Here is a 22,136-nt window from a genome sequence, read left to right on the forward strand (position 1 = left end):
TATGACGTATGTGATTGGTGCTGATTTAGGGACAAGTGCAGTCAAATTGCTGCTTGTGGATCAAAATGGAGAAATCGCTCAGGAAGTTTCCAGATCTTATCCATTAATCCAGCCACAAACCGGGTACAGTGAACAGGATCCGGAGGTGTGGGTGGAGCAGACGATAGCAGCCCTGAGGGAAATGCTCGATCAATTTGAGGGCGATCCTGGCGAGATTGAGGGCATCAGTTTTTCTGGCCAAATGCATGGACTGGTGCTGCTGGATGAACAGTATAACGTGCTTCGTCATGCCATTCTTTGGAATGACACCCGCACAACCCGGCAGTGTCAGGAGATTCACGATACGGTTGGCAAAGAACGTTTGCTGAGGATTACGAAAAATCCAGCGCTGGAGGGCTTCACGCTGCCAAAAATACTTTGGGTGAAGGAGCATGAGCCTGATATTTTTGCGAAAGCGACGAAGTTTGTACTGCCGAAAGATTACGTGCGCTATAGGCTGACAGGAAAACTTCATATGGAATATTCGGATGCTGCCGGGACGCTATTACTGGATGTTGGCCGGAATGAATGGAGCCATGAAATATGCAGCCTGCTAGACATTGATGATGATTTTTGCCCACCATTGGTTACTTCCCATGATCAAGTGGGGACAGTCGATGCACGTGTGGCTGATGAGACGGGGTTATCGGAAGCAACGCGTGTGTTTGCTGGTGGAGCGGATAATGCATGCGGCGCCATCGGATCCGGCATTCTGGAAGAGGGAAAGACGCTTTGCAGTATCGGTACATCTGGTGTGGTGTTATCGTATGAGGGCCTGAGTGATAAGGATTTTCACGGTAAAGTGCATTATTTCAATCATGGAGCACCGGAAGCTTATTATACCATGGGGGTTACGCTTGCAGCAGGCTATAGTCTCAGCTGGTTTAAAGATGTATTTGCCAAGAATGAATCTTTTGATGATTTGGCAGCTGAAGTTGGTTCTGTTCCGATAGGGTCCAATGGCTTATTGTTTACACCATATGTAGCAGGCGAAAGAACGCCTCACGCAGATGCATCCATACGCGCCAGTTTTATCGGTATGGATAGCTCGCACGCAAGACGGAATTTTGTTCGGGCCGTCATGGAAGGCATTACGTTTTCGCTGAATGAATCGATCGATATTTTTCGAAAAAGTGGCAAGACCATTGACACGGTTGTATCAACCGGCGGTGGAGCGAAAAATGATGACTGGCTGCAGATGCAGGCTGATATCTTTGATGCTAAAATCGTGAAACTCTCAAGTGAACAAGGAGCTGGTATGGGAGCGGCAATGCTGGCTGCTTATGGCTGCGGATGGTTTGATTCATTACAGGATTGTGCGAACGCATATCTGAAGGAAGATAAGTCATTTATACCAAATAGAGACAGTGTGGATAAATATAAAAAATTGTTTGGTTTATATCAGGACGTTTATGGTCAGACAAAAGAATTGAATGAGAGATTAGCAGTATACCGCAACTAGATTATGACAGGAAAAACGATTTCTTCATAATAGGTTCAATTACGCCATGGGTTGAACCTATTTGTTTATCAGATATAATGTAAGCTCTTTCATATGGGGAGAGAGCTGGTTGGTTTGACGCATATGAAAGGTCTCTCTTAATCAGCTGCGGACCGCTTCCAAAGAGTTAAAAATAAAAAAGGAGGATTTGGGATGGAGAACATTTTTCGAAAATCTATTGTGGCAGGATTCTCTTTATTGTTATTATCAGCAGCCGGAGCTAATGTCATCTATGCTGAGCCGGAAATTGAGCCGATTAGTGCATTAGAGGTGCCGGCAATGAAAGACAGGTATGAAGATTCCTTTCCAATTGGGGCTGCAGTTGAACCATATCAACTGGAAGGAATTCATGGAGAGATTTTAAAACGTCACTATAGCAGCATTGTGGCAGAGAATGTCATGAAGCCTGTCAATATTCAGCCGGAAGAGGGTGTATTCAATTTTGAAGAGGCGGATAAAATCGTCCAGTTTGCTGAAGAAAATGATATGGCTTTGCGCTTTCACACGCTGGTTTGGCATAGCCAGGTGCCAGAATGGTTTTTCTTAGATGAGGAAGGAAACGAAATGATTGACGAAACAGATCCTGAACAGCGAGAAGAAAATAAACAACTTTTACTTGAACGTTTGGAGAACCATATTAAGACTATTGTGAAGCGTTATCGTGATGAAGTAGATGCGTGGGATGTTGTTAATGAAACAATTGACCCGAATGCATCCAATGCTCGAGGTTTACGTGAATCAAAGTGGTACCAATTGACAGGTACAGACTATATTAAAACGGCATTCGAAACAGCAAGGAAATATGCTGGCGAAAATGCCAAATTATATATAAACGATTACAATACCGAAGTAGAACCAAAACGCACTCACCTATATAATCTAGTAAAAGACCTGCTCGACCAAGGCGTTCCAATTGATGGTGTTGGTCACCAGGCACATATTCAAATAGGATGGCCTTCTATTGAAGAAACAAGGGATTCTATCAATCTATTTGCCAGTTTGGGATTAGATAATCAAATTACAGAGCTGGACGTCAGTCTGTATGGATGGCCTCCAACACCAGCGTTCGCATCTTATGACGAAATCCTGGAGAGTGGTCGTCTGTTTGATCAGGCAGCACGTTATAGTCAGTTATTTGAACTATATGGCGAACTGGAAGATAAAATCAGTCATGTGACGTTCTGGGGAATTGCAGATGACCATACATGGCTGGATGATCGTGCGGAAGCGTATAATCATGGCGTTGGAAAAGATGCACCATTTGTCTTCGATCCAGATTTTAATGTCAAACCTGCCTATTGGGAAATGATGGGTTACAACATAGATGGAATGAAGGGATTGATTGAAGACTTCGAACAGGAAGGCAAGTTTGCAAACCATGGCATTGCTCAATCTTTACAGGCACAGCTGAAAACGGTGGATTATTTTGAAGAGAAGGAAGAACCGGAGAAGGCCATTAAACATATGGAAAAATTCATAGAAAAATTGGATCAGAAGAAAGAAAAAGCGTTCATATCCGATTACGCTTATCAAATTTTTGATCAAAATGCTGCGTATTTAATGTCCAAGTGGGAATAGAAAAACTTTCTATCGTGCTTGACATTGCAAGAATCGTCATCCCAGTATAGTTACTTTGTTTATTTGCTGTACGAACAAAGTCCAAGTTGAATGAAATTTGAATGAAAGGGGTAATTTTTAATGAGTAAGGTATTTAAATCCGGCGTTTTGGCAGTCATATCAGCTTTCTTACTGCTTTTAGCTGCGGCATGCGGACAGGACGCCTCCAATGGTAATGATAACGATGATGCATCATCAGACAACGATATTACGATCGGACTTTCGGTAGCAGATTTAACGTTGGAAAGGTGGCAGCATGATCGTGATATTTTCGTGGATAAGGCAGAGGAACTGGGTGCGGAGGTGCTGGTTCAGTCAGCTGACGGGGAAGATGAAAAACAATTGTCTCAAATTCAAAATATGCTCTCACAAGGTATTGATGTATTAGTGATCATTGCGAATAACTCTGATGCGTTAAGTCCTGTTGTTAATCAGGCAAAGGAAGAAAATATACCAGTTGTAGCATATGATCGATTGATAAACAATGCAGAAATTGATGCTTATGTGTCTTTTGATAATGAACGTGTTGGGGAGATGCAAGCTGAATATTTAGTTGAACAGGTACCAGCAGGTAAGTATTTTCTTTTGGGTGGTGCACCGACAGATAATAATGCACAAATGTTCAGGGATGGCCAGATGAATATTTTAGCCCCATTGATTGAAAACGGTGACATCGAAGTGGTTGGAGACCAATGGGTAGAAGGATGGTCTGCCGAAACTGCTATGAGTATCGTGGAAAATGCATTGACTGCAAATGAAAATGATATTGATGTGATTGTAGCAACAAATGATAGCACGGCTGGTGGTGCAGTGCAGGCACTAGCTGCACAAAACCTTGCAGGTGAAGTAGCTATATCCGGACAGGATGCCGATTTAGCAGCGGTTCAAAGAATTGCAGAAGGTAAACAGTCCATGACAGTATATAAGCCTATTCAGGACATCGCAGCCAAAAACGCTGAAGTAGCCGTGCAACTTGCTAATGGCGAGGATACCGAAGCAGAAGACACAGTTAATAATGGTACGGTGGATGTACCATTTATTAAACTTGAACCAATCAAAGTAAGCCAGGATAACTTAGTCGATACCGTTATTGCGGATGGATTTCATTCTTTCGAGGATGTGTATGAAAATGTACCGGAAGATGAACGACCGGAAAAACCGGAATAACTTATGAACATTGGCTGCCATCAGCCTTTGGGGAGGAGGGGGAACTCTCTTCTTTTCTTAGTGAGTTGATGAAAGAGGTGAATCTTGTATGGGTGCGTATGCACTGCAAATGGAAGGTATCACAAAAGAATTTCCCGGGATGAAGGCATTGGATCATGTCACATTGTCCGTTGAAAAAGGGGAAATTCATGCCCTGTGTGGCGAGAATGGTGCCGGTAAGTCCACGCTTATGAAGATCTTAAGCGGTGTATATCCTGCTGGCAGTTTTGATGGAAGAATAATGATTGAAGGCAGGGAAGTGAGCTTTCGCAATATTAAGGCGTCACAGGAAGCCGGAATAGCCATTATCTATCAGGAACTGGCTTTGGTACCTGAAATGACTATTGGAGAAAACATTTTCTTAAGCAGTGATTTAATGCGGGAAAAAGTACTGAATTGGAACAGGATTTATGCAGAAACAAAGAGATGGTTAGATTACATTGGGCTAGATATAGATCCACAAAGAAAATTGGGGGATCTGACAGTTGGCAAACAACAATTAATCGAAATTGTTAAGGCACTTACAAAACATGCGGAGATTTTAATTTTGGATGAACCAACAGCAGCTCTTACAGAAAGTGAAGTAGAGGTATTAGCTGCGATTTTGAAGGATCTCCAAGCAAAAGGTGTTACCTGTATTTATATCTCCCACAAGCTCGGCGAAGTGATGAGGCTGGCTGATTCGGTAACGATTTTAAGAGATGGTCAGACAGTCGATACATTTAATGTCGACGAAATAACAGAGGATACGATTGTTACCAAAATGGTAGGCAGACCATTAACCGACTATTTTCCTTATGAAGAACACGAGATCGGAGAAGAAATATTACGTGTTCAAAACTATTCATTCTATCATAAATCAACTGACGAAAAGATTGCAGATAATGTTTCGTTCAAGCTGAGAAAAGGAGAAATTTTGGGTGTATCAGGTTTAATGGGGGCAGGCAGATCAGAGCTTTTTATAAGTCTCTTCGGTGGATATCCTGGCAAGTCATATGGATCAGTGACAATCGATGGACAATCAGCAAATATTCAAAAACCGTCTGATGCAATCAAGGCTGGATTAGCTTATGTATCTGAAGACCGTAAACGGTATGGTCTGGTATTGGGGATGGAAATTACCAAAAACGCGACGCTTGCCGCTTTACGAAATGTGATGCCCAAAGGGTTGATTGACGCCTCGTTAGAGTTAAAAAGCTCAGAGGAAATGACAAATAAGTTGAATGTCAAAACCCATAGTTTGGAAGCGAAAGTTGACCAATTAAGTGGCGGAAATCAGCAAAAAGTCGTTTTGAGCAAGTGGCTGTTTACCAACCCAAAAGTCCTTATTTTGGACGAACCGACTAGAGGTATAGATGTCGGTGCAAAAAGTGAAATCTATAAAATTATCAATGAATTATCGCAGCAAGGGGTAGGGATTGTCATGATATCTTCTGAACTGCCAGAAATTCTGGGGATGTCGGACCGCATCCTTGTGATGGCAGATGGTACCATTTCAGGAGAACTCTCAAGGGAAGAAGCAACGCAGGAAAGTGTCATGAAATTGGCGACAACAAGGAGGGATAATCATGACCCAGTCATCAACTGAAAAACCGGCTGAAAAGAAATTAAGCTTTAAATTTAATGCGCAGTCCTACGCCTTGATCATTGCATTAATGATGATCGTTTTAATCTTTGGTATTTTGACAGGTGGTGAATTTCTGTCATCACGAAATTTATCAAACCTGTTTGCACAGATGACGGTCATAGCTGTCTTGGCAATTGGTATGACACTTGTGATTGTCGCCGGCCATATTGACCTTTCAGTTGGATCACTGGCCGGATTAACCGGCGGTATTGCGGCTATTCTACAAGTTTGGTTTGGATGGGATACTGTCTGGGTCGTATTAGCTGCAATATCTGCAGGTGCCTTGCTTGGTTTATGGCAAGGGTGGTGGGTAGCTTATCGTGCTGTTCCTGCTTTTATCGTCACGCTGGGCGGCATGTTAATTTTTAGAGGTATATTGATTGGAATTAGTAATGGACAAACAGTAGCACCGCTCAATGAAGGCTTCAAAATTATTTCGAATAGCTATTTACCATACAGCGTTGGTTACCTATTAGCACTTGTGGGGGTTGTTCTATTATTCTTTTCGGCTTGGAGAAATCAGCATAAACGACAGCAATTAGGTTTAATAATAGAAAAGCCGATTAAAATCTATGGAACATTAATCGTATATACTATATTAATCCTTCTGCTGACATATATGCTGAATCGTTACAATGGTATCCCTGTTCCTTTGCTTATCGTGATTTTCTTTGGCGGTCTATTCATTTTCATTTCAAATAAAACTTCCTTTGGCCGATACATCTATGCGATTGGCGGCAACGAAGAAGCTGCTGCCTTATCAGGAATCAATATTAAGCGAAATACATTATCTGTTTTCGTCCTGATGGGAGCGCTTGCTGGAGTAGCGGGTGTTATTTTAACGAGTAGGCTTAACGCAGCAAGTGTGAGTGCAGGTGAAATGTATGAACTCGACGCCATTGCCGCGTGTGTGATCGGCGGAACCAGTTTGATGGGTGGCCGGGGCAATATTGTAGGTGCAATTATTGGTGCACTTATAATGGCTAGTATTGATAACGGTATGAGTATGATGAACATCGAGACGTTTTGGCAGTCGATTGTAAAAGGATTAATTTTAATTGTTGCCGTGTGGATTGATATCTCAAGCAAAAAACAGTCATCAGTTTCATCATGAAATGTTAGCCGAATTCAATGAGGACTGGAAGCATGGCGTAACGAATAACTAGAAGGGATGAGCGTAATGGGGTTTGTGAAATGGGGAATTTTAAGTACAGCTAATATTGCACAGACAGAACTAATTCCAGCCATTAAGCGGTCCAAAAATGCCCAAGTAACGGCGATTGCAAGTGCCAGTGGCAAAGCTTCAAAGGCTGCCAATACATTCAAAATCCCCAAGTCATTCAATCGTTATGAAGAACTTCTTGATGATCCGGAAATAGAGGTGGTGTATATACCGCTCCCGAATCACTTGCACAAGGAGTGGGTGATTAAAGCGGCGAAAAATGGTAAGCATATTCTCTGTGAAAAGCCCGCAGTATTAACATCTGATGATATGGCAGACATTAAGAGCGTATGTGAAGAAAACCGTGTCCTCTTTATGGAAGGATTTATGTACTATTTTCATCCACAGCATGACAGGGTGAAGGACATTATTGCCAGCGGTGAAATAGGTGACGTAAACTTTGTGAGATCCAGTTTTTCCTTTTTATTGACGAACACAGAAAATAATATTCGAATGGACTCAGAAAAGGGTGGCGGAAGCTTTTATGATATTGGATGCTATAGTGTACACGCAATTCGACATATACTAAACAGCGAACCAGTTTCGGTTCATGTACATGCAAAGTGTGACGCAAACGATGGTGTTGATACAGATGCAGTCACTTATATGCAATTCCCTGATGGCATAATGACCGTATTTGATAACAGTTTTAGAATGGCATCACGAAATGAATATGAAGTTGTTGGGACAAAAGGCCGTATTTTTTTACCACGTGCATACAGACCTGATTGGAACGGTGGGGACGGTTTAATAATCGTTGAAACAGATGGTATACGGCGCGAAGAAACGATAAATGAGGATCAATATAAAGCTGAAGTCGAACACTTTTCGGATGTCATTCTGAATGGAACAAAGGTAGCGCACACAATGCAAAACAGTGCCAGCAATCTTAAAGTCATTGAAGCATGCTTGAAATCAATTGATAAAGGTGAACAAGTATTTTTGAATTAGGCTATCGAATCTGCTGCAGGCAGACGCTTACCACGGGCACACTTCAGCCTCCTCACGAGTATTCCGTGTTCTCTGTGGAGGTGGCCTTCAGCTGTTGCTTCGAGGAACAGGACGTTCTAGTGTCGGCGTTGCTCACAGGACGTGAACGTTTTAGCTGACGAGGGGGGAGGAGTCACCGCTTTCCTCTTTCGATTTTTGACTAAAACATTACTTCAACAACAGCTTTGGATTAACAGTTGGAAGCCCGGCTTATGATGTTTGCAGCCCGGGCTTTCATATTATTCTGCTCCAAACGTGAATGATGTTTGTTTGGAATACAATGTATTGGCTTTCAATACGATGGATGGAAAATTTTCATGATGCAATGATGCAGGAGAACCCTGCGTTTCAAAGCATACACCCGCGTATTTTTGGGACAGTCCTTCCTTTAATGTCAATCCCTTTTCGAGATTACTAGCTGTATACATGATCATTCCCGGCTGGTTCGTTTCAATTTCCATTACCCGTCCACTGGAACTTTCTTTTACAATAATATTTCCTTGATTCTGATCAAAAAGAAAATAATGATCATATCCATTCCCGGCGATGGTGTTTTGTTCTAAGCCGGATTCTATTCCAGTACTAAGTTCTTGTCCATATCGAAAATCAAATGGTGTATTACTGACGTCCAGTATATTACCAGTTGGGATCAGATTTTGATGAAGCTCAGCAAAATAGCTGCTGTTGATTTTCACGAGGTGCTGTTTGATCGTGTCTTTTAAATTACCGCTTAAGTTGAAATATGAATGATTGGTTAGTGTAAAAGCAGTCGTTTTGTCACTGATTGCCTCGTAGTTTATCATCAGTTTATTGTCGTTATTCAGTGAATAGGTAACGGCTATATCAACATTGCCAGGAAAACCACCTTTATTATCCGGGCTTGTGTATGTCAGCTTAACCCCAGCTTTGTCTGCCGCTTTAAAAGGATCGGCATTCCAAATGACGCTGTGGAGTCCACCAGATCCGCTATGTAAACAGTTTTCACCATCATTTGTATCCAGAAAATAAGTATTGCCATTCAGTTTGAACGATGCATCTTGAATTCGGCCAGCCACCCTGCCTATGATAGCTCCTAAAAAATGAGAATTTCTTTGATAATCTTCTATGTTTTGATACCCTAGTACAACATTTTCTAATTTTCCCCATTTATCAGGGACGAGCATTTCCTTAATGATTCCGCCATAATTTAAAATGCTCACCCTCATGCCATGATCATTGGTAATATGGAAGCATTTCCAACCGTTGTGAATCTGTTCTGTTTTTATATTCACGCTATCAGCTCCTGGAACGCATTCGAATTAACTTTATTGTACCATACAGCCGAATCTATGTGGTTATCTGGCCTGGAATAAGAAACCTTTTATCTATCAATAAATGTTTTTAGCATGAGCTGAGAGCAGACCATTTCGCTTAAATACATCTATGGCAAAGTTCCTTTGGTCATAAGGTTACTTTAAGAGACATTTTATCTCTTATTTAACAAAATGGAACGTGTGCGCGACCATGAACTCGTATAGGTGCAACTGTAAAGCCACAACGATCATCGTGTGACCATAATTATGAAAGAGCTCATAATCTCATTTCTTTTCCATTATTATTAATTTATGTCAACAACTCCGATGACAAATTAATATTAAGATTAAATTGATAATCGCGCTAGTGCGCTGTAGGCTGTAGATGGAAACAGGATTTATATCTTATCGAAACAGGGGGAGGAGAACTTCATGGCTGAAAAAGGCTTACGCACAAAGGTACAGCGCTTTGGCGGTTTTTTAGGCGGTATGATCATGCCGAATATAGGCGCATTTATTGCTTGGGGAATTATTACCGCTTTATTTATGGCTGATGGCTGGCTGCCGAATGAGCAGCTGGCAACATTGATCGATCCGATGATTAACTACCTTCTGCCGCTTTTAATTGGTTATACTGGCGGACAGCTCGTATATGATAAGCGAGGAGGTGTTGTTGGTGCAATTGCCACGATCGGTGTAATTGCAGGTGCTGATATACCGATGTTCCTTGGTGCCATGGTCATGGGGCCATTAGCCGGTTATCTTATGAAAAAAGTGGATAACCTATTCCAGGATAAGGTTCGTTCCGGGTTTGAGATGCTTTATAATAATTTTTCAGCAGGTATACTTGGTGCCATTATAGCCGGTATTGCTGTTACATTGATCGGACCAATTGTTGAAACCCTCAACAACATATTGGCAGCCGGCGTTGAAACAATCATTAATGCTGGATTGCTGCCACTCGCCAATATTATCATTGAGCCAGGGAAAATTTTATTCCTGAACAATGCCATTAATCATGGTATTTTAAGCCCAATCGGTGTGGAACAATCAACAGAGGCCGGAAAATCCATTTTATTCTTATTGGAAGCAAACCCTGGACCAGGATTAGGTGTCCTGCTGGCTTTTGCTATATTTGGCAAAGGGACGTCCAAAAGTTCTGCGCCGGGTGCAGCGATCATCCAGTTTTTGGGTGGTATTCACGAAATTTACTTCCCGTACATTCTCATGAAGCCTGCACTGCTGTTGGCCGTGATTGGCGGTGGCGTAAGTGGTGTGTTCACCCTGTCAATCTTTAATGCAGGACTGGTTGCACCAGCATCTCCGGGCAGTATTTTTGCTGTAGTCGCCATGACACCGCAGGGCAGCTATTTTGGTGTACTGGCCGGGGTCATCGCTGCGGCACTTGTTTCATTCCTGATTGCCGGACTTATTTTGAAAACAAGCAAGTCGGATGATAACGACCTGTCCGATGCTACTGACAAAATGGAAGCAATGAAAGGCAAGAAAAGCTCCGTATCAGATGCTTTGCAGCAGAATGAATCAGAGGAAGAGACTGTTGAAAACGGCGGAACTGTGAAATCTGCAGGAGATGTCAGCAAAATCATTTTCGCTTGCGACGCCGGCATGGGTTCCAGTGCGATGGGTGCATCGCTTTTGAAAAATAAATTCAAAAAAGCGGAAATTGCTGTTGATGTCAGCAATACAGCGATCAAGGAAATACCAGATGATGCGGATATTGTTATCACGCATAAAGATCTAACGGATCAGGCAAAAGAGAAACTTCCAAATGCTGAGCATATTTCGGTGGAGAACTTCCTGAATAGCCCGAAATATGATGAACTGACCGATCGTCTTAAACAATAATATCCGTATGCTGCTGTAAAGGAGGTGAGCGGTTTGTATATGTCCAGCCGTGAGCGTCAAGTGCTTGACTATTTATTGCATGCCCGGCAAGCGATCACGATCAAAACAATTGCTGAGAAACTTGATGTGAGTGAGCGAACGATTCACAGGGACATGAATCATATTGAACCCATTTTGTTTGATTACAACTTAGAGCTGCAAAAGCAAACGGGTGTCGGTCTGCGCATTATAGGGGCGGAATCCGATAAGGAGCAGCTTTCCTCGGCGATTGCTGGGTCATTTTCATCCGAACTGACACCTGAAGAACGGCAGACAATGATTTTGTCAACACTTCTTGAAGCGGATGAACCGATCAAACTGTTCACCCTTGCAGCCAATTTGGACGTGACCACCGCAACGGTTAGTCATGATTTGGATCAATTAGAGGATGATCTCACAACATATCAGCTCGAATTGATTAGAAAAAGAGGCTATGGTGTTCGGATTAAGGGAGACGAAAAAAATAAACGAGCGGCAATGCGTTATTTAATTGCCAAGCATGTCAATCCATTTGAACTTGTATCATTTTTAAGGAATAATAAGGAGCCGCAAATCTCGCGCCAGACAGATGCGATTTCTGGCCGACTGTTAGGTTTAGTGAACCCTGAAAAGTTAAGCATCATTGAACAAAAGGTGGCACAGGCCCAGGATGAGCTGCGCTATGAACTGGCCGACAGTGCTTATATCGGACTGGTCGTTCATCTTGCTTTGGCGATCGAACGGCTGCAAAACGGGGATACAATTGAATTTGACAAGAACTATATGGAGCAAATCAATCAAACAATTGAGTACAACATCGCGAAAAGGCTAATACAGGATTTGGAAGAGGCCTTTGACATGATCATTCCGAATGACGAAATTGGCTATATTACAATGCATTTGATGGGTGCCAAAATTAGAGCTGATCAGCATTATCTTATAGAAGATTCCAGTCTTGATGTGGCATATCAGGCGAAAGCCATTATTCGGCATGTCAGCCGTAGCCTGGGCAAGGACTTGACCCACAACATTCCGTTATTAAATGATCTTGTAGCCCACTTAAAGCCTTCCATTTACAGGCTTAAACAAGGGCTGACCATTAGCAATCCAATGCTCGATGAGATCAGACAGGATTATTATAACCTGTTTGAGATTGTTCAAGATGCTGCAAATGCCGTTTTTCCGGCAATTGATTTCCCTGAAGATGAAATTGCTTATCTTGTGCTGCATTTTGCTTCTATTCTTTTACAAGATGAGAACCACCCGGGCATGCGAGCACTTGTTATTTGCTCGAGCGGTATCGGAACAGCCAAAATGCTTGCCACAAAACTAAAGCAACAGATTCCAGAGATTAAGCAAGTCGAAAACAAATCCATGTTTGATCTGGAACAAACCCAGGTAAATGATTATGATGTGGTTATCTCAACCATTCCCTTGAATAATGAGGAATATGATTATTTTCTCACGTCACCGATGCTGACAAAAGCCGAAGCTAATGACATTAAGCAGGCTGTACGCAGTAAGAAGACTGTGTTCGCTAAAACTGCCGAACAGCATGAGCCGGAACCAGATGCCGAACATTCCAGCTTCAGACAGCAGCTGGAAAAAACGCAAACCTATACAGCTGCCATCCTCGATGTACTGAAGTCACTTGATGTCAGGCAATTGTCGGGGGGAGCATCATTGTCCGCTGTTATGCAAAAAGCGTGTGATCAACTGGCAACAAGAGGTATTATCCGCGATCCGGAAAATGTAAAGCAAGCGTTGGTTGACAGACAAGCCAAAAGTGGGCTCGGCATTCCCGGGACCCATCTTGCACTTTACCATACACGATCACATATTGTGGCGCAGCCCAGTTTCACTGTTTATTCGTTAGACCAGCCTTTGACGATAACAAGTATGGATGGCACGGATATGAGCATGCGTACATTGCTGCTGATGCTTGCACCAAAAGATGCGGAACAGCATGTGCTAGAAACGCTCAGTTTTCTCAGCAGTTTGATGATTGAAGACAAAAGCATACAGGTGCTTGAATCCGGTGATGCAGACCAGATTGACCAGTATCTGTCAAAACAATTTTATAAATGGCTGCATGGCAAAATGTAATAAACAATAAGGAGTGCATCAAGACGATGGCAAAAGAAGTTTTAACAAAAGCGAATATTCATTTGAATCAATCGTTAAACAGCAAGGAGGAAGCAATTCGCTATACGGGCGGAATCCTCGCTCAAAACGGCTACGTACAGGATGTTTATATCGATAAAATGCTGGAACGGGAGGATGTCACGTCTACATTTATGGGAAACTATGTTGCCATCCCGCATGGAACAGAGGATGCGAAAACATCTGTACTGGAAACAGGGATTTCAGTTGTGACCGTACCAGAAGGCGTTGATTTTGACGGCAATACCGTTAAAGTACTGATTGGCATTGCGGGAAAAGGGGATGAGCATTTAGACGTGCTCTCAAAAATTGCGATTGTATGTGCTGAGGAAGAAAACATCCAAAAGATCGTCAATGCTTCATCAGAAGACGAGATCATCAATCTGTTTGAAGAGGTGAACTAACATGCATGCTGTACATTTTGGTGCGGGCAATATTGGCCGGGGTTTCATCGGGGCCTTGTTATACCAGGCGGGTTATCACACAACGTTTGTCGATGTAAATGATAGCATTATTCGTGCCTTGAATTCGGAAGAGCAATATGATGTGGTGTTAGCCGCTGAAGAGAGTGAAACATTAACCGTCAAAAATGTGTCAGGCATCAACAGTATCAGCAATCCGGATGCCGTTATGCAAGCCATCGTCCAGGCTGATATCGTTACAACAGCAGTGGGTCCGAATATTTTACCAGTCATTTCAGAGCTGATTGCCAAAGGCTTACGTGAACGCTTGAAATCCAATAAACAGTCTCTTAATCTCATCGCCTGTGAAAACATGGTTGGCAGCAGTACAACGTTGAAGGAGAATGTCTATAAGTATCTAGCTGACGATGAACAGGCTGCCTGTGCTGATATGTTTGGATTCCCTGATGCGGCAGTCGACCGGATTGTCCCGAACCAAACGGACGAGGACATACTGCAAGTGTCAGTTGAACCTTACTATGAATGGGTCGTCGAGCAGACAGCCATTAAAGGCGACAGGCCGCCAATCAGTGGGATAACGTATGTCAATGACTTAAAACCTTATATCGAGCGAAAACTGTTTACTGTTAACACAGGTCATGCTGCTGCAGCGTATGTTGGCCGTGATATGGGGTATACGGCCATTCATGAAGCTGTGCGGGATGACAACGTGCAGGCCATCATGCAAGGCGCACTGCAGGAATCCGGTGAAGTGTTGATCCAGACGTATGGCTTTGATCGGGAAGAACATCAGCAATACATCGACAAAATCATCGAGCGGTTTATGAATCCGTATATTTCGGATGAGGTGACACGCGTCGGCCGGGGACCGATTCGCAAACTGGGACCGAATGACCGTCTGATTCGTCCGGCAACCCTTTACATGGATCTGACTGGCGAAGCACCCAAATATCTTGCCAAAACAATAGCTGCTGCACTGAACTATCACACGAACGGTGATGAAGAAGCAGTCAAACTGCAGGCAATGATTGCGGAACAAGGCTATATTAGAACACTTCAAATTGTTGCGGATCTTGAAGCAGATGATCCGTTGATTGATATAATTATGCAGGAGTTGGAATAGTGCTTGGCTGATTTAATGAAAGGATTGGGGATTTTTGGCGGCAGCCGAAGATCTCCATTATAAGTGTTTTGAGAAAATGAAGTATTGGACGGCAACACGCTGTACGCTGTAGTTTCATGATGCTAAAATTAAAGACACGCCACCGCCAATATGCTATAGTTAGGACATCCTCTCAAAAATTAAATAAAGGATTTATGCGATGAAACTTAGACACCGTCCTAATCCCCTTCCATTGCAGGAGCTTGATGCTGCCATCCCGCGTCTGTCTCCGATGTTTCCGGGCTTCTCTAAATTGAAAAATGATGCTGCGATCCGCCAGCAAGGTTACACCGGAGAAATAAAGGGTGATATCATCTCGATAACCTCGCCAGCATGTACACCATTCTGCACGATGTTTACCTTCGTATTAACGGCAAAAAATTTCAAATTGATTCACTCATTATTGCAATCATTCCATTTCGATTGTTGATGCCAAAAAATATAAAGACACGATCACCTTTAACACAACCTCAAACAGCTCACCCGCAGCAATGGCCAAATTGAATCTGGATTCGAATACCCGATCACCCAAGTCGAAATTCAAAATTCCACCTGCAAAGATGCTCGCCCAGCATAATTTAGCATATATCCAGTTGACTGTTATGTCGCAATAGCTGACCCTTCAACGATCATCAAGGTGGAGGGCGATGAGCAGGAAATTGCCAAGATTGTCGCACACGGTAGCTATACCTAAAATGATCATGGACAAGGATTGGCAGCGTGGCAAAAAGGCACAAAAAGCTTCAGAATTACCAAATTGGCAGCGTCATATTGCGTGAGTACGGCGAGTTTCATATCGATATGTTTAAGCATTACGGTATGCACCCCAAAAGAAGTTTTGCTGGGTGTTATCTGCCCTGCGTGCGGGATGCGCGGGATGAAAACGAGAGTATGGCAGGTGGCCTTGCAGGAAATGTCACTGTTATTCAAAAGATGTGCACTTGAATGCACTTACTGATTATTTGCTTTTGGTTAATGAAATGATTACAAATACTGAATGCATGCAATTTTTAGGCTTAAATCCGCGGCATGCCAAAATCCTATTAATGTTATATGGCACATGATATCAAAAACCGCAAGAGTGCGATCGAGCGGATTGGGAAGCCGATTGAGCAGGAGAGAAAAGCGATCGAGTTTGCCCAAAAGTCGATTGAGAAGGAGGGAAAAACGATCGAGTATATGGCAAGGTCGCCCGTTTTATTTCGACATTTGCATAAATCCTTTTATGCTGTTGATTTTTCGGCAGCTGCCGAAAAATCTCCCACTTAAAAAAGCTCCCGGTAACAACCGGAAGCCGTGGCAGGTATAGCATGCCATCACCCCCCTCCATCCTTAGACCAAAAAGAAAACCCCCGGCACGAGCCGGGAGCTAACCATATTAATAAAACCGCTTGTATCCATCAAAATACTTGCTCCAGTAAGAGCTGTTCACATTCGATATTTTCACACCACTTGAGCTAGCGTGGATGAATTCACCGCCGCCGAGATAGATTCCCATATGTGAAATGCCATTTGCACCCGCATATGTGTTTTCAAAGAATACGAGATCACCGACTTTAGGCTTGTTCACATATTGAGCACGATTATAGTAGCTTGCGCTTGACAGGCGGTTTATGTCCTTGCCGGCTTTATTGTACGTATAATAAATGAAGCCGCTGCAGTCGAATCCGCTTGGTGAGGATCCTCCCCATTGATAACCGGTACCTTGCTGGTCCTTGGCCACGCTGATCAGCTTGTTGACATCATAATCAACGTCAGCAGATGGGGTACTGCTTCCAGAATCAGCATCTGAGTTGTCAGATCCCGATGATGCCTTCGAACCTATATTAAGCTTTTGCCCAATTAAAATTAAATCGGATGATAAGTCGTTCCAGCTTTTCAGCTGGTTGACGGACACGCCTTGGCGGCTGGCAATTCCTGATAGTGTATCACCGGATTTGACAGTATAGACCTTTGATGATCCAACATCTGATCCGTTGCTTGAACTGCCGCTACCAGATCCAGAACCGCTGCCTGAGCTATCAGAGCCGCTTTTCGATACAACAAATTCATTTCCGGGATAAATCAGTGTTGAATCAAGGTTGTTCCATTCCATTAAATCAGACAGTGAAATATTATGTTTTGCAGCGATTCCACTTAACGTATCGCCGCTCTTCACGGTGTATGTAGATGCCTGTCCGCCGGAATTACCGGATCCGCCTGAACTCCCACTTGAATCAGATGAACGATTTGATTCCGATGTTTCCAATAATTGATTTGGGAAAATAAGATCACTTGATAAGTCGTTCAAACTTTTCAATTGCCCGACACTGGTATCAAACTGTTGTGCGATCGTCCACAATGAGTCACCGCTTTGCACCTTGTATGAAGCGGCTTCTGCGTCCTCGGCGGCGACCAATGCCGAAGCAATGACAGCACTTGCAGTTACCGACATGAAAATTTTCTTATTGGCCAATGATAAATCCCCTCCATATCCGTGATGAAATATTTACCATTATACCATGAAAAATGTCAAGATTAATAGATTTTTCGGGTTTGTAATGTATTTGTAATATATTTGTAATGTTGAAATTCGCCGTTCATAGCCATCCCAATATGACACGACAGGACAGGTTAACCAGGCTAATTGCTCAACCCACCTGGTCCATCCTCTCCAACATTACATGAAGGGAACGAGTTCAGCCCGCATGCAATCAACCATTCTGTGCATCCTAGGTGCCCCAACCGCAGCCCGGCCTCATCGCAATAATACTAAAAAACAATCTCCGTGACACCTTCCAATCTCAAAATAAATTCACAAAAAAATCCTCAACAATATCTAATTTATGTTATAATTCCGATTATAGTGTCGAATTCTAAAGGCTATCAACTGCAGAAACACTTTATTTTGGAGGTACTAGAATGGAAGAAACAATATCCCTCAAAGAGATATTTGGGGTACTGAAAAAGCGTATACTGCTCATTATATCATTCGTTGTGGGGGCAGCCTTAATCAGTGCAATCGTTACATTTTTTATGTTAACACCAGAATATGAATCAAGTTCAGAATTCATTGTCAACCAGAGCCAGCAGGAATCAGAGATGGCATACAATGATGTGAACGATATACGTACAAATGTGGAGCTGATCAGTACATATAATATCATTATCAAAAGTCCTGCCATTTTGGAAGACGTGGCCGGTGAACTAAACCTGGACCTAAGCACAACGCAGCTGTCGGAAAAAATCAACGTAGAAAATGCAGAGAATTCACAGGTCGTAACGGTAACGGCGACAGATCCTGATCCGAGCCTGGCACGGGATATTGCGAACACGACCGTGACAACATTCCAGTCAAAAATTCCGGATATCATGAATGTTGATAATGTCAGTGTGCTGTCCGAAGCTGAAGTGAAAGCCGAACCTACTCCCGTTAGTCCGAAACCGCTTTTGAACATCGCGATAGCGGTTGTGCTTGGCGGCATGATTGGTGTCGGTCTGGCATTTCTGCTTGAATATCTGGACAATACGATCAAAACGGAATCAGACATTGAAGATAAACTTGGTATACCAGTACTGGGCGTGATCAGCCATATTGATGATTCCGACATCAAATCAAACGAATTTCAGCCATCCATAAACAGAGTGAATCGAGGTGGATACAGTGGCACGCAGACGCAAAAAAAATCAATCTAAAAACAGTAAGATCAGACATCTGGTCGCGAAAGTGAATCCGAAATCCCCCATTGCTGAACAATATCGGACTGTCCGTACCAATCTGGAGTTCTCATCGGCTGACAGTGAGCTTAAAAGTCTGCTGCTGACGTCATCCGGACCAGCGGAAGGGAAGTCGTCCAGTATTGCCAACCTTGCCGTTACCTATGGACAGCAGGGGAAAAAAGTACTGCTCGTCGATGCCGATATGCGGAAACCAACGGTACATTACACATTCCGCTTGGATAATCTGTCCGGGCTGAGCAATATTCTTGTCGGGGACACGTCGCTTCAGGATACAGCTGCTAACACAGATGTTGAAAATCTGGATGTGGTTGCTTGCGGGCCCATTCCGCCCAATCCATCCGAATTATTAGGCTCCAAAAAGATGGAACAATTCATTCAGGAAGCCAAAATGTCATATGATGTTATTCTGTTTGACACGCCACCGGTCCTCGCTGTGACCGATGCACAGATACTGTCCAATATGGTTGACGGATCAATGCTTGTTATTCGAAGCAAGCAGACAGAATATGAAACAGCGGGAAAAGCAATTGACGTTTTACAATCATCAACAGCTAAATTCCTCGGGACCGTGCTGAACGATGTCGAGAAAAAGAAAATGAACTATTATTACTATTATGGCGTGTAACATAAACTCCAGGACTTCTTGCCAAAGGGTGAGGAGTTCTTTTACAATCTCAGAAATTGATAGAAGTGGTCGACCTTATAAGAATATAGGCTTTCACTATTGAATGCTGTGAAAGCCAAGTTTTTCAAATAATCAGGACATCAGATCCACACCGTGATCATACACTCCTGGAAGATATCAGTAACTATCGCGTAAGGAGTGATGTAATTGATTGATATGCACTGTCACATTTTGCCTGGGTTGGATGATGGCCCTAAATTACTGAAAGAAACGATTGCAATGGCCAAAACGGCAGCAAGTCAAGGGATCGTAACCATTATCGCCACGCCGCACCATAACAATGGCCGCTATATCAATGAAAAGGTGCATTTAGTCGGTGCGACAGATTTCATGAATGCAGAACTGGAGCAGCTAAGGATTCCGGTTGAGATTCTCCCTGGACAGGAAATCCATATGTATGAAGAGATGGTGAATGATCTGGAGCACGGAATATTGCTGCCGCTGAATCAATCAACCAAATATGTATTGATTGATCTGCAGGATCGTTTTTTGCCACCGTTCACACTCCGGCTTTTATTTGATCTGCAGATTGCCGGATATATTCCGGTTATTGCACATCCGGAAAGGAATAATGGGGTTATAAGCAATCCGGATATCTTGTATGACATGGTGAAAAATGGTGCGCTTGTACAAGCTGATGCATCCAGTATCGTTGGTGGCAATGGAAAAAAAGCGAGAAAGCTTACTCGGGAAATGCTTGATGCGAATCTGGTGCACTTCATTGCGTCGAATGCACATCAAGCGAAAAACGATCAGTTGGGCCGGGCTTATCGATCACTGGATTCCGGAACAGCAGATCTTCTCCAAGAAAATAGTGAACTTCTGATCAATAACCGGCCGATTGCCAAACATGTACCATCACGATTAGCGAAAAAACGTTTTCGGAAGTTTTTGAATTAATTGTCATGAAATCTTGAAATCTGTTATACTATTGTCAATTGACAAATAGCTTCATACAGGATGTGACGAACTTGATCGATATACATTGTCATATTTTGCCCGGAATCGATGATGGCGCACAAACCATCACAGATAGTCTTGCGATGGCACAAGCCGCCGCAGAGCAGGGAATCCACACCATTATAGCCACACCGCATCACCGCAATGAAAAATATCATAACGTAAAAAACGACATCATTCGCTATACCGATGATCTGAACGGGCGCCTGAAGGAAGAAGATATACCCGTGACCATCCTGTCCGGGCAGGAAACACGGATCAACGGAGACATGATTGATGACATCGAAAACGGCGAACTGGCATCATTGAATGACACCAAATACCTGTTTGTCGAGTTTGCGTCTAATCATGTGCCACGGTATGCCAAGCAAATGCTGTTTGATATCCAAGTTGCCGGATACATGCCCGTCATTGTGCACCCTGAACGGAATTCAGCGATTATCCAGCACCCATCCATCCTTCATGAACTTGTGCAGAAGGGTGCGCTCACTCAGGTGACAGCCGCAAGCCTTGCTGGTAAATTCGGGAGTAAAATTCAGAAATTTTCCCACCAGCTCGTTGAGGCCAACCTGACCCATTTCCTTGCCTCTGATGCGCACAATACGAAAACACGCGGATTTGTAATGGATGAGGCATTTCAGGAACTCAGCGGAGAGCACGGAAACGAGATGACCTACCTGTTTATGGAAAATGCACAGTTATTGATCAATGGTCAAAATGTAAACAAAGACGAACCGCAATTGATCAAAAAGAAAAAGTTCCTCGGGTTATTTTAGCTCGAAGTACCGGATGTAGACAGTGAGCTGTATCCGGTTTTTCATTTCCGTCAAATGGATGTACGTCAAAATGCAAAAGGGGTTTTGCGAGTTGATGAAGCTTTTACTGGTGGAGGATCAGCGCTTATTCCTGGAAGGTATTAAGAAATTGATGGAAACACAGGACGATATGGAGATTATTGGCACCGCCTCAAATGGCGAGCAGGCACTGCAACTGGTCAGTGAACGCCAGCCTGACATTGTGCTGATGGACATTCATATGCTTGAATTGGATGGGATCAGCGCAACAGCCCGGATTAAGGAAACGCATCCCTCGGTCAAAGTCATCATGCTCACAACCAATATCGATGAAGAACTGGCTATCAGAGGGATCAGTGTTGGGGCAGACGGGTTCCTGATCAAAGAGCTTTATCCGGATACATTGTATCAGGCAGTGCGGGATGCTTATCGCGGTCTGGTTGTACTTTCAGGGGACGTTGCTTCGATTCTGGCAAGGCGCATCCGTGAACTGTCAATGGATAAAAGCGCCATTCTCGGCATACGGCTTGAGGACCGGGGAATTCACTTGACGAAACGAGAAGAGGACATTGCCTATCTGTTCATGGAACGCTATACGAATAAACAAATCGCCGACAATCTCTACCTCAGTGAAGGAACCATCAAAAATTACATCAGCCAAAATTATCAAAAACTAAGCATTCACAACCGGAAGCAACAGATCTCTCCAAAAAGTTTACAAGATATAGGAAAATGTGACTTTTTTCTTACATTATCACTAAAAAAGTGACTGGAACTTTTGTATCATTTTTCTTGTGATGTCGAATATTACAACAATTTTAATATTATAGTAATATTCAGCTAATAGTTTTA

General features: G+C 43.1%; 20 protein-coding genes. 17 read left to right on the top strand and 3 right to left on the bottom strand.

The features are described from left to right. Position 1 precedes the first annotated feature (1 nt). The 6 genes from xylB (at position 2) to BM195_RS07470 (ending at position 8,163) form a co-directional block, all read left to right on the top strand. The gene (gene xylB / locus BM195_RS07445; protein WP_090235957.1) at positions 2-1,501 is read left to right on the top strand and encodes a xylulokinase; all 1,500 of its coding nucleotides are present in this window, start codon (positions 2-4) and stop codon (positions 1,499-1,501) included. Between the two features lie 192 nt (positions 1,502-1,693). Continuing rightward, positions 1,694-3,118: an endo-1,4-beta-xylanase gene (locus BM195_RS07450; protein ID WP_090235960.1), complete on the top strand. Its 1,425-nt coding sequence runs from the start codon at positions 1,694-1,696 to the stop codon at positions 3,116-3,118. Between the two features lie 120 nt (positions 3,119-3,238). Continuing rightward, positions 3,239-4,324 (top strand): D-xylose ABC transporter substrate-binding protein, encoded by a 1,086-nt coding sequence (gene xylF / locus BM195_RS07455; protein WP_090235966.1) that lies wholly within the window; start codon positions 3,239-3,241, stop codon positions 4,322-4,324. Between the two features lie 88 nt (positions 4,325-4,412). Next, entirely contained in the window at positions 4,413-5,951 is a 1,539-nt protein-coding gene (locus BM195_RS07460; RefSeq protein WP_090235969.1) for a xylose ABC transporter ATP-binding protein, read from the top strand. Further along, entirely contained in the window at positions 5,932-7,104 is a 1,173-nt protein-coding gene (locus BM195_RS07465; protein WP_090235972.1) for a sugar ABC transporter permease, read from the top strand. The genes BM195_RS07460 and BM195_RS07465 overlap by 20 nt, the downstream gene beginning before the upstream one ends. A gap of 66 nt (positions 7,105-7,170) precedes the next feature. Continuing rightward, positions 7,171-8,163 carry a Gfo/Idh/MocA family protein gene (locus BM195_RS07470; RefSeq protein WP_090235974.1) on the top strand — a complete coding sequence of 331 codons (993 nt, stop codon included), beginning with the start codon at positions 7,171-7,173 and terminating at the stop codon, positions 8,161-8,163. Positions 8,164-8,441: 278 nt separating this feature from the next. On the opposite strand, the gene BM195_RS07475 is transcribed toward BM195_RS07470, so the two are convergent. Continuing rightward, on the bottom strand, positions 8,442-9,473 hold the full coding sequence (locus BM195_RS07475) for an aldose epimerase family protein (protein ID WP_090235976.1): 1,032 nt from the start codon (positions 9,471-9,473) through the stop codon (positions 8,442-8,444). Between the two features lie 453 nt (positions 9,474-9,926). Here BM195_RS07475 and BM195_RS07480 point away from each other — a divergent pair, with 453 nt between their 5' ends. The 5 genes from BM195_RS07480 (at position 9,927) to BM195_RS18295 (ending at position 15,555) form a co-directional block, all read left to right on the top strand. Continuing rightward, positions 9,927-11,360 (top strand): PTS mannitol transporter subunit IIBC, encoded by a 1,434-nt coding sequence (locus BM195_RS07480; protein ID WP_090235979.1) that lies wholly within the window; start codon positions 9,927-9,929, stop codon positions 11,358-11,360. A 39-nt stretch (positions 11,361-11,399) separates the two neighbouring features. Beyond that, positions 11,400-13,484 carry a BglG family transcription antiterminator gene (locus BM195_RS07485; protein ID WP_244535698.1) on the top strand — a complete coding sequence of 695 codons (2,085 nt, stop codon included), beginning with the start codon at positions 11,400-11,402 and terminating at the stop codon, positions 13,482-13,484. A 26-nt stretch (positions 13,485-13,510) separates the two neighbouring features. After that, positions 13,511-13,945: a PTS mannitol transporter subunit IIA gene (locus BM195_RS07490; RefSeq protein WP_090235985.1), complete on the top strand. Its 435-nt coding sequence runs from the start codon at positions 13,511-13,513 to the stop codon at positions 13,943-13,945. 1 nt (position 13,946) lies between these two features. Then, positions 13,947-15,086 carry a mannitol-1-phosphate 5-dehydrogenase gene (locus tag BM195_RS07495; protein ID WP_090235988.1) on the top strand — a complete coding sequence of 380 codons (1,140 nt, stop codon included), beginning with the start codon at positions 13,947-13,949 and terminating at the stop codon, positions 15,084-15,086. A 199-nt stretch (positions 15,087-15,285) separates the two neighbouring features. Further along, a complete protein-coding gene (locus BM195_RS18295) occupies positions 15,286-15,555 on the top strand; it encodes a hypothetical protein (protein ID WP_170848188.1) in 270 nt (89 codons plus the stop codon). Here BM195_RS18295 and BM195_RS18820 read toward each other — a convergent pair. Then, on the bottom strand, positions 15,535-15,669 hold the full coding sequence (locus BM195_RS18820) for a hypothetical protein (RefSeq protein ID WP_280141245.1): 135 nt from the start codon (positions 15,667-15,669) through the stop codon (positions 15,535-15,537). The two genes, BM195_RS18295 and BM195_RS18820, sit on opposite strands and share 21 nt — an antisense overlap. A gap of 103 nt (positions 15,670-15,772) precedes the next feature. Between BM195_RS18820 and BM195_RS18825 the strand changes: the two genes are divergently transcribed. Then, positions 15,773-15,904, top strand: a complete 132-nt coding sequence (locus tag BM195_RS18825) for a hypothetical protein (protein WP_280141246.1) — start codon at positions 15,773-15,775, stop codon at positions 15,902-15,904. A 599-nt stretch (positions 15,905-16,503) separates the two neighbouring features. Here the strand turns inward: BM195_RS18825 and BM195_RS07510 are convergent. Beyond that, positions 16,504-17,580 (bottom strand): C40 family peptidase, encoded by a 1,077-nt coding sequence (locus tag BM195_RS07510; RefSeq protein WP_090235999.1) that lies wholly within the window; start codon positions 17,578-17,580, stop codon positions 16,504-16,506. 446 nt (positions 17,581-18,026) lie between these two features. Here BM195_RS07510 and BM195_RS07515 point away from each other — a divergent pair, with 446 nt between their 5' ends. The 5 genes from BM195_RS07515 (at position 18,027) to BM195_RS07535 (ending at position 22,053) form a co-directional block, all read left to right on the top strand. Beyond that, positions 18,027-18,800: a YveK family protein gene (locus tag BM195_RS07515; RefSeq protein ID WP_090236003.1), complete on the top strand. Its 774-nt coding sequence runs from the start codon at positions 18,027-18,029 to the stop codon at positions 18,798-18,800. Continuing rightward, entirely contained in the window at positions 18,769-19,470 is a 702-nt protein-coding gene (locus tag BM195_RS07520; protein WP_090236010.1) for a CpsD/CapB family tyrosine-protein kinase, read from the top strand. Before BM195_RS07515 ends, BM195_RS07520 begins: the two co-directional genes overlap by 32 nt. A gap of 216 nt (positions 19,471-19,686) precedes the next feature. Further along, positions 19,687-20,430: a tyrosine-protein phosphatase gene (locus BM195_RS07525; RefSeq protein WP_244535706.1), complete on the top strand. Its 744-nt coding sequence runs from the start codon at positions 19,687-19,689 to the stop codon at positions 20,428-20,430. 71 nt (positions 20,431-20,501) lie between these two features. After that, the gene (locus BM195_RS07530; protein ID WP_090236020.1) at positions 20,502-21,266 is read left to right on the top strand and encodes a tyrosine-protein phosphatase; all 765 of its coding nucleotides are present in this window, start codon (positions 20,502-20,504) and stop codon (positions 21,264-21,266) included. A gap of 94 nt (positions 21,267-21,360) precedes the next feature. Next, positions 21,361-22,053, top strand: a complete 693-nt coding sequence (locus BM195_RS07535) for a response regulator transcription factor (protein WP_244535707.1) — start codon at positions 21,361-21,363, stop codon at positions 22,051-22,053. Positions 22,054-22,136 lie beyond the last annotated feature (83 nt).

This window comes from Lentibacillus halodurans (genome assembly GCF_900112045.1).
GTDB lineage: Bacteria > Bacillota > Bacilli > Bacillales > Amphibacillaceae > Lentibacillus > Lentibacillus halodurans.

Coding starts and splice junctions, on each gene's coding strand:
- xylB (WP_090235957.1), top strand. CDS start 2: ATGACGTATGTGATTGGTGCTGATTTAGGGACAAGTGCAGTCAAATTG.
- BM195_RS07450 (WP_090235960.1), top strand. CDS start 1,694: ATGGAGAACATTTTTCGAAAATCTATTGTGGCAGGATTCTCTTTATTG.
- xylF (WP_090235966.1), top strand. CDS start 3,239: ATGAGTAAGGTATTTAAATCCGGCGTTTTGGCAGTCATATCAGCTTTC.
- BM195_RS07460 (WP_090235969.1), top strand. CDS start 4,413: ATGGGTGCGTATGCACTGCAAATGGAAGGTATCACAAAAGAATTTCCC.
- BM195_RS07465 (WP_090235972.1), top strand. CDS start 5,932: ATGACCCAGTCATCAACTGAAAAACCGGCTGAAAAGAAATTAAGCTTT.
- BM195_RS07470 (WP_090235974.1), top strand. CDS start 7,171: ATGGGGTTTGTGAAATGGGGAATTTTAAGTACAGCTAATATTGCACAG.
- BM195_RS07480 (WP_090235979.1), top strand. CDS start 9,927: ATGGCTGAAAAAGGCTTACGCACAAAGGTACAGCGCTTTGGCGGTTTT.
- BM195_RS07485 (WP_244535698.1), top strand. CDS start 11,400: ATGTCCAGCCGTGAGCGTCAAGTGCTTGACTATTTATTGCATGCCCGG.
- BM195_RS07490 (WP_090235985.1), top strand. CDS start 13,511: ATGGCAAAAGAAGTTTTAACAAAAGCGAATATTCATTTGAATCAATCG.
- BM195_RS07495 (WP_090235988.1), top strand. CDS start 13,947: ATGCATGCTGTACATTTTGGTGCGGGCAATATTGGCCGGGGTTTCATC.
- BM195_RS18295 (WP_170848188.1), top strand. CDS start 15,286: ATGAAACTTAGACACCGTCCTAATCCCCTTCCATTGCAGGAGCTTGAT.
- BM195_RS18825 (WP_280141246.1), top strand. CDS start 15,773: ATGAGCAGGAAATTGCCAAGATTGTCGCACACGGTAGCTATACCTAAA.
- BM195_RS07515 (WP_090236003.1), top strand. CDS start 18,027: ATGGAAGAAACAATATCCCTCAAAGAGATATTTGGGGTACTGAAAAAG.
- BM195_RS07525 (WP_244535706.1), top strand. CDS start 19,687: ATGCACTGTCACATTTTGCCTGGGTTGGATGATGGCCCTAAATTACTG.
- BM195_RS07535 (WP_244535707.1), top strand. CDS start 21,361: ATGAAGCTTTTACTGGTGGAGGATCAGCGCTTATTCCTGGAAGGTATT.